The sequence below is a fragment of the uncultured Fretibacterium sp. genome, assembly GCF_938040765.1.
Classification (GTDB): domain Bacteria; phylum Synergistota; class Synergistia; order Synergistales; family Aminobacteriaceae; genus CAJPSE01.
This window is the reverse complement of the sequence record NZ_CALIAA010000041.1, coordinates 1-9,442: the sequence shown is the minus strand read 5'-3', so window position 1 is coordinate 9,442 and position 9,442 is coordinate 1. Positions and strand designations below refer to the sequence as shown.

Genomic DNA, 9,442 nt, shown 5'->3' with positions numbered 1-9,442 from the left:
ACGGTAAACGGGAGGGTTACGATGGAGACCGTCATTACGGGAGCCGTCGTCTCCTGGGTGCTCCACCTGCTCTCTAGGAGCTTTCCGTCCGCCCGTCCCCTGCCCTTCATCTCGGTGCTGCGTCACCTTCCCGGGGGGCTCTTCTACCTTTTCCTTCTTCTCATCGAGATCGTGAAGGCCAACCTGCAGGTTATCCGGCTGGTCCTTTCCCCCGTCATCGAGGTGGAGCCCTGCCTGGTCCGCTTTCGCACCGACCTCAGGACCGAGGCAGCCCGGGTGGTGCTGGCCAACTCCATCACCCTGACCCCCGGCACCCTCACCGTCTCCCTCGAGGGAAACGACCTCCTGATCCACGCCATGGACCGCGGCATGACCCGCGGGCTGGACGAGTCCGTCTTCGTCCGGCAGCTGCGCCGCATGGAGGAAACGGCCGGGACGAAGAGGGAAAAGATAAAGGAGGCGGTTTCCGATGCCTGACACTGCAGCGCTTCAAGGTGCGCTCCTGCTCGGCGGTTCGGCCTTCCTGTCCGTCACCATCTTCTTCTGCCTGTGGCGGGCCATGCTGGGGCCCCGATTCACCGACCGCATCATCGCCGTCAACATCGTGAGCACCAAGGTCATCGTTTTGATCTCCATGCTGTCGTTTCACATCGGGGAACAATATCTCGTGGACATCTGTCTCATCTACGCCATCATCAGTTTTCTGTCCGTCGTGGTCCTGGCCCGGGCGGTCCTCGGCCGGCAGGACCAAACGGAAAAGCCTGAAAACGGGAGGGCATCCTCATGATACGCCTCGTCATCGCTGCCGTCCTGATCCTGGGCGGACTGTTCGTCCTGGGCATCGCCACACTCGGAATCTTTCGGTTCGAGTCGGTGCTGAACCGCATTCACGTGGCCGCCAAATGCGACACTCTGGGGGCCCTTCTGGTGCTCGTCGGTCTGACCGTCCTCTCCGGGCCGGGAGCGTTCTCGCTCAAGCTGACGCTCGTCATCGCCTTCCTGTGGCTGGCCAACCCCGTGGCAAGCCATCTCGTAGCCCGGGCCGAGGTCGCCACGAACGAACGCATCGGCGAGACCTGCGACATCCTGGACCTCGACGATATCGACGGCCTCGACCCCCCAACGGTTCCCCAAGTGGAACCCACTTCACGCCGACCCCTCGAAGAGCGGAGGTCTCGAGCATGAACATGATGAGCACGGCGGGACCGGCCGAATGGTTTCTCCTCACCTTCCTGGTGGTCTGCGCTTTGGCCGTTTCGGCCTCGCGCAACCTGCTGAACGCCGTCATCATCTTCATGGCCTACAGCCTGGTCATGGCGGTGCTGTGGGTCCTTCTGCAGGCGCCGGACCTCGCGGTCACCGAGGCCGCGGTCGGGGCCGGGGTCACGAGCGTGCTGTTCTTCGTGACGCTCCAGCGGATGGGGGCCCTGCGGCAGAACCCACCGTCGGAGGACCGTAACCCGGAGGACCGTAAGGAGGAGGGACCGAATGCGTGAGGCCGTGAGCGCCCTGTGGCGAAGCTTTTTCGATTGGGTCATGGGCAACGGGCCCCGGCCGGAGGACGAGGCCCCGGTTCCCGAGCTGCCGCCGGAGCTTCCCTTCACGCGCTCGGCGCCTCCACACACGCTCCGTCATCGGGAGAGGAGTCTGGGGGAGCGCTACGGCGAGTGGATGGAATGGCATGGGCCATACTTGTTTCCCCTCCTCTACAGGGGCCTGAGCGTCCTCGTCTGCGTCGTGGTGGCGGGGCTGCTTCTGCTCACCGTGGCTGAGCTTCCCCGATTCGGAGATCCCGCCAATCCTGCCAACAACATCGTGTCCAAGCGCTACGTGGAGCGCGGCCTCGAGGAGACCGGCGCCACGAACATCGTCGCAGGCATGATCCTCGACTACCGGGCCTTCGACACATTCGGGGAGTCTGCGGTGCTGTTCGCTGCAGCAATCGCCGTGATCATGCTGCTGGGGGACGGCGGGCGGAGGTCCAGGGCTCAAACGAATAGGGCCGGGAGACTCCACGGCGAACGGTATGGGGACGACGCCATTCTGCGCGGCGTCGCCTCCCTGGCGGTCCCGGTCATTCTTCTCCTCGGAACCGCGATCGTCGTGAACGGCCACCTCTCGCCCGGCGGGGGTTTTTCGGGCGGCGCGGTCCTGGGCACCGCCCTGATCCTGTACGCGAACGCCTGGGGGTTCGACCGCATTCGACAGTTTTTCCCGCTTCGGGCCTTCACGATCTCCAGCTGCGTTTCGCTTCTTGTCTACGCACTGGCGAAGGGGTATTCCTTCTTCACCGGGGCCAACCATCTGGAGTCCGGCATCCCCTTGGGCGAGCCCGGCGCCATCCTGAGCGGAGGGCTGATCCTGCCCCTCAACATCTGTGTGGGGATCATCGTCGCGGGAACGCTCTACGGGTTCTATGCGCTCTTCGGCGAGGGGGAGATCTAGGATGCTGACGGAGGGACTGTTCGTCAACCATTACGAGGCCGTCGCCGTGATCCTCTCGGGCATAGGGCTGACCAACCTGCTGCTCCAGAGGAACCTGATTAAGAAGATCATCGGGCTGAACATCATGGATACGGCGGTCTATCTGTTCCTGGCCGCCAAGGGCTACGTGGCGGGGCGGGGCGCGCCGATCATCCAGATTACCCAGGACGGCATTCCAGCGGCCGGGGCCTACGTCAACCCCGTTCCCGCCGGTCTGGTCCTGACGGGCATCGTCGTCTCCGTGAGCGTCACCGCCTTTGCGCTGGCCCTGACGCTGCGCTTCTACGAGGCCTACGGGACCCTGAACATCGACGAGATGTTCATCCGGATGCGGGAGGCTCGCCGGCGGGACGAGGGGAAGCCGTGACGATGGCCGGAACCTTTGCCTACAACGTTCCGTTCCTCAGCGTTTTTCTGGCGCTGCTGACGGCGATCGTCATTCCCCTGCTCTCCCGCGCGCCGCGCGCCGCCGAGCGGCTGACGATGGCCGTCACCGCTGTGGTTGGCGTGCTGTCCGCGTACCTGCTCGCCAACGTTGCCTGGACGGGAGACAGCTTCACCTTCATGATGGGGCACTTCCCCGCGCCATGGGGCAACGAGCTGCGCGCCGGTCCCCTGGAGGCGCTCCTGGCCCTCTTCTTCTGCGCCGTCCTGTTTCTCTCCCTTCTGGGGAACTTGGGCTCCACGAGGGAGGACATCCCGGAAGGACGCCGCGGTCCATACTACGTTATGATCAATCTGATAATGAGCTCCCTTCTGGCGCTCATCTACACCAACGACATCTTCACGGCCTACGTGTTCATCGAGATCAACACCATCGCGGCCTGCGCTATCGTCGCGGCGAAGGACTGCGGCGAGACCATCCGGGCCGCACTGCGCTATCTGGTGATGAGCCTGGTCGGCTCAGGGCTCATCCTCATCTCCATCTCTTTGCTCTACGATCTGACGGGACATCTGCTGATGCCGGACATGCACGCCGCCATCGCGAAGCTGGCCGCCACCGGGCATTACACCCGATCCCTGACCGTCTCCCTGATCTTGATGACGATAGGCCTGTCCATCAAGAGCGCGCTCTATCCCTTCGGGGCCTGGCTTCCCGACGCGCACGGCAGCGCGACGAACGCGTCGAGCGCCGTCCTCTCCGGACTGGTGCTCAAGGGACATATCTTCCTGATCCTCAAGGTCTTCTGCCGGGTATTCGGCACGAATACGGTCCGGCTCCTGCGCGGGGATACCATCCTGCTGGGCTTCGGCATTCTGGGCATGGTCGTGGGATCGATGCACGCGCTGCGCCAGACGAACGCGAAGCGCATGATCGCCTGGTCCTCCGTGGCTCAGGTCGGATACATCTTCATGGGGATCGGCCTGAACACCCCCGCCGGCTTCGCCGCGGCCTGCCTGCACATCCTCGTGCACGCGACGGTCAAACCGATGCTCTTCACGGCCGTCGGAGGCCTCGTCGACGTGTCAGGGCACGACAAGGAGCTTCACGCCCTGAGGGGCGCGTTCTACCGGAACCGTTGGGCCGGCGTAGGGCTGGTCACGGGAGCCTGTTCGATGGTCGGCATTCCGGCCTTCGCCGGCTTCGCCTCGAAGCTCTGCCTGGCCTCAGCCGCGATCGAGGCGTCCGAGGCCATTCCGGGCCTGACGGCGCTTGCGCTCAGCTCCCTGCTGAACGCCCTCTACTATATCCCTGCGGTCATCGTCATCCTGACGCCCCGGGACGGGACGGAGGATCGGCAGGCGGGAGGGCGTCCTCCATCGTCCCGCAGCTTGTCCTATGGGGGGACGATAGCAGCGTTTCTGGCCCTGACCTTCTTCCTGGGACTGTGCTACGGCCCCGTGATGCGGGTGATCGAATGGGGACTGGAGGTCCTGGGATGAGGAATCCTTCCCGGTCACCTTCACTATCCTTATCTCCACAGTCCTTATCCGAATCCGTGCTTGCCGATGGAGGTGGGCTCTCATGATGAACCCGGCCCTGCTTGCGGCCTTTCCGGTCGCGTTTCCCATCTTTTCGGGGATGGCGCTGCTGCTGTTCCCTATCCGTAATCAGCGGCTCCGCCACCGTTACGCGGCGTCCGTAACCTTCATCAACGCTCTTTTGCTCCTCGCAGCCGTGTTTTGGGCCGGAGAGGGGACCTTCACGTTCTGGCGCGTCACGGAGTCTCTGGCGCTGTCCTTCCGCCTGGACGCCCTGGGAAAAATTTTCGCCGTTCTGGTCTCCGTCATCTGGCCCCCCGTGACCTTCTACGCCTTCGAGTACCTGAAGCGCCGTCCCCCCGAAGAACGTTTCTTCGCCTTCTTCCTCACGACGCTCGGCATCCTGATCGGCATCGCCTGCGCGGCCAACTTCCTGACGCTCTATCTCTTCTACGAGCTGCTGACCTTCGCGACCCTGCCGCTGGTGATGCACTCCCTGAGGAGGGAGGCCATCCGGGCCGCCGCAAAGTACCTCGTCTACTCCATCACAGGGGCGTGCCTGGCCCTGACTGGATTCTTCTTTTTTTATCGGTACGGCATATCCACGGATTTCACGCCTGGCGGCGTCCTGGATGCCGCCCGAATAGCCGGGAAGGAGAAACTGATGCTGACGGCCTCCTTCTTGACCCTCGTCGGGTTCGGTGCGAAGGCAGGATTGGTCCCCCTGCACGCCTGGCTCCCGACGGCGCACCCCGTGGCGCCTACCCCCGCGAGTGCGGTTCTGTCCGGCCTGATCACCAAGGCAGGGGTGGTGGCCATCGCCCGCACAATCTACTTTCTGGTCGGCCCCCGTTTTCTGCGCGGCACCTGGGTGCAGACGACCCTGATCGTCCTGTCGCTCCTCACCATCTTCCTGGGCTCGATGCTGGCCTACATGGAAAAACACCTGAAGAAGCGCATCGCCTACTCGTCCGTAAGCCAGGTGTCCTACATCGTCTTCGGGCTGATGCTGCTGACCCCGGACGGCATCAAAGGGGCCCTGCTGCAGATCGTAGCCCACGCCCTCGCGAAAACCAGCCTGTTTCTGAGCGCGGGGATGGTCATCTACTTCAGGCTGTCGCGCTTCAACTACCACTACGTGGACCAGCTCAGGGGCGTCGGAAAGGACCTGCCGGTCGTCATGATCGGCTTCACGCTGGCCTCCCTTTCCCTGGTCGGGATTCCTCCCACGGGAGGATTCGTCGGCAAATGGTTCCTGGCGGTCGGCGCGCTGCCCCCGGGGCTCGGCTGGCTGGGTCTGTCCGGCGTGATCGTGCTGCTGGTCAGCGCGGTGCTCACGGCGGGCTATCTGCTGCCCGTCGTCACAAGCGCCTTCTTCCCCGGAAAGGACTACGACGAGGGCTCGATCGAGCCGATGCTGTCCCGACCTCCCGCGAACATGCAGCTCCCCCTGACCCTCCTCAGCACCGCGGCCCTGCTGACGGGCGTGTTCGCGGGACCGCTGGTCCGGTACTTCGGACGGTTCGCGGCCACCGTCCTTTGAAGGAGGCGACGATTCATCCATGCTGTCCATGTCCTTCGTGCCATTCACGCCATTGCCCGCCTGGTTTCTCATCGTTCCCATCCTCCTCCCCGCAATCGCCGCAATCGCCATCCCGACGGCGGGGCTGAGGGGCCGGACGCGGCTCGTGTTCTACGTGGGCACCGTCACGACGCTGAACACGCTCCTCAGCCTCCTTCTGATCCGAAACACCCCCCAGGAGACGCTGACGCTGTTCCGCATTTCACCCGCCCTGGCGTTCGCGCTACGCCTGGACGGGCTGGGGGTGGTCTTCTCCGTGCTCGTGTCGGTCCTCTGGGTGCCGACGACGTTCTACGCCTTCGAGTACATGAGGCACGAGGGGCGGGAACACGCCTTCTTCGCGTGGTTCACCCTGACCTACGGCGTGGTGCTCGGCATCGCCTTCTCCGCCAACCTGTTGACTCTTTACTTTTTCTATGAGCTCATGACCCTGACCACACTGCCCCTGGTTATGCACGCCATGGACGGCCGTGCCCGGTTCGCGGGGAAAAAGTACCTGACCTACTCGATCGGCGGTGCGTCCTGCGCCTTCTCCGCCCTGGCCTTCGCGCTCCTGCACGGGGCTGGAGCGCCCTTTGCGCCGGGAGGGATCCTCGACGCAGGCTCCCTTGCCGTGCCGCGGAACACGCTGCTCACCTTCTATTTTCTGGGATTTCTAGGGTTCGGCGTCAAGGCCGCGGTCTTTCCGTTCCACGGATGGCTGCCCTCCGCATCCGTCGCCCCCACCCCGGTCACGGCGCTGCTCCACGCCGTCGCGGTGGTCAAGGGCGGCATCTTCGCGGTCATCCGCCTGACTCACTATGTATTCGGCCCGGAGTCCCTGCGCGGAAGCTGGGCCCAGGCTGCCGCGTTGGCCCTGGCCTGCCTCACGATCGTCTACGGGTCCGCCAGGGCTCTGTCCTCCCGGCACCTGAAGCTGCGCTTCGCCTGGTCCACGGTCGCACAGCTCTCCTACATTTTGATGGGGACTCTGCTCCTGACCCCGGAGGGCCTCGTCGGCGGCCTGACCCACATGGTCGGGCACGCACTGATGAAGATCAACCTGTTCTTCTGCGCGGGCGCGGTCCTCTGCAAAACGAACCGGGAATACCTGTTCGACATGCGCGGCATCGGGATGGGGATGCCGAGGATATTCCTCTGTCTGGGCATCTCGGGGATGGCCCTCGCCGGCCTTCCGCCCCTGGCGGGTTTCATGGGCAAATGGCAACTGGGGGTCGCCGCCGCGGCCGTTCCCTGCGGATACGTCGGCATCGCCGCTATGATGCTGTCATCGCTGCTGACAGTGCTCTACATTCTCTCCATCATCGGGACCGCCGTCCTGCCCGGGAGAAATTTCGATTTCTCCAGGGCCAACCGCGGCGTCGAGGACCCAAGCGCTCTGATGACCGTCCCGATGTTTGCCCTGGCCGCCGCGGCCGTCCTGTACGGCCTGTACGCGGGGCCGGCGATCCGCTTCTTTGGACGGATCGCCGCGGGCCTGCTCTGATTTCGGTATGGGATTCAACCCCATTTTTGTCGAGGTGATCGCATGAGCGGCAACTGTATCCTGTTGTTTCCAATCGTCTGGCCGATACTGGGAGGGGTGATGTCCTTCCTCGCCGGGCGCGTCAGCAAACGTCTCCGCGACTATACCGCCGATGTCGTAGCCCTCGTCGAGCTCGCCGCGGCCTGCCACCTCGGATATGTGCTGGGAGACGAACAGGCCTCCTTTCTGCGCATCGACGGATTCTGCGCGTTCGGCCTATCCTTCAAACTCGACGGGTTCCGGTTCGTCTACCTCCTCGTCATCGCCTTCATGTGGTTCGCCGCCACGCTTTTCTCCCGCGAGTACCTGGCCCACTACCGGAACCGGAACCGCTATCACCTCTTCGTCCTCTGGACCCTCGGAGCCATCGTGGGCGTCTTTCTCTCCGAGAACCTCTATACCACCTTCATCTTCTTCGAGATCATGTCCCTGACCTCATACATCATGGTCATCCAGGACGAAACGCGGGAGGCGACGCGCGCAGCCGGGACCTACCTCGCCGTCACCGTCATCGGGGGGCTCGTCACCCTCCTGGGGCTCATTCTGCTCTACGCCCAGACCGGGACGCTGGAGATGTCCCTGCTCCCCGTGGCCGCGTCCAACATGCTCAACCGCTCGGAGCTCTACGTCGCAGGGATCCTCATCTTCGTTGGGTTCGGGGCCAAGGCCGCCGTGTTCCCCCTCCACGTCTGGCTCCCCACGGCGCATCCGGTGGCCCCGGCCCCGTCGAGCGCACTGCTCTCCGGCGTCCTCACCAAGTCCGGCCTGTTCGGGATCCTCGTGCTCAGCACGGGGATATTCCTCCACAACGCCCTCTGGGGACTGATGCTCCTGGCGCTCGGCGTCAGCACCATGGTCATCGGCGCCGTGCTCGCCCTCTTCTCGGTCGACATCAAACGGACCCTCGCCTGCTCGTCCATGTCCCAGATCGGATTCATCCTCACGGGCATCTCCATGCAGTGCTTCCTCGGGGAGGACAACGCCCTGGCCGTCCGCGGCACCATGACCTACATGGTCAACCATTCTCTGGTCAAGCTGGTGCTCTTCCTCGCCGCGGGCGTCATCCACATGAACACCGGCAAGCTGAACCTGAACGAGATCCGGGGATACGGGCGCGGCAAGCCCTTGCTCCTGTTCGTATTCTCCATGGGAGCACTCGGCCTCGCCGGGGTGCCCCTCTGGAGCGGATACGTCGGCAAGACGCTCATCCACGAGAGCATCGTCGAGCACATCCACCAGCTGCACCTGCCGACGCACACGGGCGCCATCTCGGAGCTGCTCCACTCCGGGCTCTTCGACCTGGAGACCGAGGTCGTCCTCTTCCAGTCCGTGGAATGGATATTCTTGATCTCGGGGGCCTTGACCGTGGCCTACATGCTCAAGCTCTTCGTCGCGCTCTTCCTGACCGAACCGACAAGACCGCCACACTCCAGGCGGTCCTATGTCAGCGTCCCCAGCTCGGTCATCCTGTGCCTCTCCGCCCTGCTTCCCCTTCTCCTCGGCCTCTTCCCGAATCGGCTCATGGACCCCATCGGAGCATTAGGCGCGCCGTTCATGAACGGACACCCCCCCTCGCACCCCGTCGATTATTTTGCCTGGGCCAACCTGAAGGGCGCGATGCTGACGCTGGCCCTGGGCGCAGCCTTCTACTTTATCATCGTCTACGTCCGACTGATGCGGGAGGATGCGTCGGGACGACGACGCTACGTCGACCTTTGGCCCCGATGGATGGACCTGGAACGCCTCCTCTACCGTCCCATTCTGACCGGACTCCTGCCGTTCCTCGGCGCCCTCCTCGCCCGCGTCGTCGACGTCCTGTGCGACGGCCCCGTCTCCATGCTCCTCGGCCGCGCGGACCGCAAGCGCTTCGTCGTCCAGCCGAAGGACGAATATTTCGGCGTATATGCGAAAGGGGATGCAGCCGCATC

Annotated in this window: 10 protein-coding genes; all 10 read left to right on the top strand. The window is 64.0% G+C overall.

From position 1 onward, the window contains the following. The coding region (locus Q0176_RS01345) for a Na+/H+ antiporter subunit E (RefSeq protein ID WP_299298324.1) at nt 1–477 on the top strand (477 nt) is incomplete at its 5' end. Then, nucleotides 470–787 (top strand): monovalent cation/H+ antiporter complex subunit F, encoded by a 318-nt coding sequence (locus Q0176_RS01340; protein WP_299298322.1) that lies wholly within the window; start codon nt 470–472, stop codon nt 785–787. The genes Q0176_RS01345 and Q0176_RS01340, both read left to right, overlap by 8 nt. After that, on the top strand, nt 784–1,185 hold the full coding sequence (locus tag Q0176_RS01335) for a monovalent cation/H(+) antiporter subunit G (protein ID WP_299298320.1): 402 nt from the start codon (nt 784–786) through the stop codon (nt 1,183–1,185). Before Q0176_RS01340 ends, Q0176_RS01335 begins: the two co-directional genes overlap by 4 nt. Beyond that, complete coding sequence (locus Q0176_RS01330) at nt 1,182–1,496, top strand: hydrogenase subunit MbhD domain-containing protein (RefSeq protein ID WP_299298318.1); 315 nt, start codon at nt 1,182–1,184, stop codon at nt 1,494–1,496. The genes Q0176_RS01335 and Q0176_RS01330 overlap by 4 nt, the downstream gene beginning before the upstream one ends. Further along, nucleotides 1,489–2,445, top strand: a complete 957-nt coding sequence (gene mbhE, locus Q0176_RS01325) for a hydrogen gas-evolving membrane-bound hydrogenase subunit E (protein ID WP_299298316.1) — start codon at nt 1,489–1,491, stop codon at nt 2,443–2,445. The genes Q0176_RS01330 and mbhE overlap by 8 nt, the downstream gene beginning before the upstream one ends. A 1-nt stretch (nt 2,446) precedes the next feature. Further along, complete coding sequence (locus Q0176_RS01320; protein ID WP_299298314.1) at nt 2,447–2,851, top strand: sodium:proton antiporter; 405 nt, start codon at nt 2,447–2,449, stop codon at nt 2,849–2,851. A 2-nt stretch (nt 2,852–2,853) separates the two neighbouring features. Continuing rightward, nucleotides 2,854–4,368 (top strand): proton-conducting transporter membrane subunit, encoded by a 1,515-nt coding sequence (locus Q0176_RS01315; RefSeq protein WP_299298326.1) that lies wholly within the window; start codon nt 2,854–2,856, stop codon nt 4,366–4,368. Nucleotides 4,369–4,450: 82 nt separating this feature from the next. Then, a complete protein-coding gene (locus Q0176_RS01310; protein ID WP_299298311.1) occupies nt 4,451–5,950 on the top strand; it encodes a proton-conducting transporter membrane subunit in 1,500 nt (499 codons plus the stop codon). Between the two features lie 19 nt (nt 5,951–5,969). After that, complete coding sequence (locus Q0176_RS01305) at nt 5,970–7,475, top strand: proton-conducting transporter membrane subunit (protein WP_299298309.1); 1,506 nt, start codon at nt 5,970–5,972, stop codon at nt 7,473–7,475. 42 nt (nt 7,476–7,517) lie between these two features. Continuing rightward, nucleotides 7,518–9,442 (top strand): complex I subunit 5 family protein (locus tag Q0176_RS01300; RefSeq protein WP_299298307.1); only part of this gene is annotated, 1,925 nt, incomplete at its 3' end.

Bases quoted from the DNA above. Each gene is read 5' to 3' on its own strand.
- Q0176_RS01340 (WP_299298322.1), top strand. From the start codon at position 470: ATGCCTGACACTGCAGCGCTTCAAGGTGCGCTCCTGCTCGGCGGTTCG.
- Q0176_RS01335 (WP_299298320.1), top strand. From the start codon at position 784: ATGATACGCCTCGTCATCGCTGCCGTCCTGATCCTGGGCGGACTGTTC.
- Q0176_RS01330 (WP_299298318.1), top strand. From the start codon at position 1,182: ATGAACATGATGAGCACGGCGGGACCGGCCGAATGGTTTCTCCTCACC.
- mbhE (WP_299298316.1), top strand. From the start codon at position 1,489: ATGCGTGAGGCCGTGAGCGCCCTGTGGCGAAGCTTTTTCGATTGGGTC.
- Q0176_RS01320 (WP_299298314.1), top strand. From the start codon at position 2,447: ATGCTGACGGAGGGACTGTTCGTCAACCATTACGAGGCCGTCGCCGTG.
- Q0176_RS01315 (WP_299298326.1), top strand. From the start codon at position 2,854: ATGGCCGGAACCTTTGCCTACAACGTTCCGTTCCTCAGCGTTTTTCTG.
- Q0176_RS01310 (WP_299298311.1), top strand. From the start codon at position 4,451: ATGATGAACCCGGCCCTGCTTGCGGCCTTTCCGGTCGCGTTTCCCATC.
- Q0176_RS01305 (WP_299298309.1), top strand. From the start codon at position 5,970: ATGCTGTCCATGTCCTTCGTGCCATTCACGCCATTGCCCGCCTGGTTT.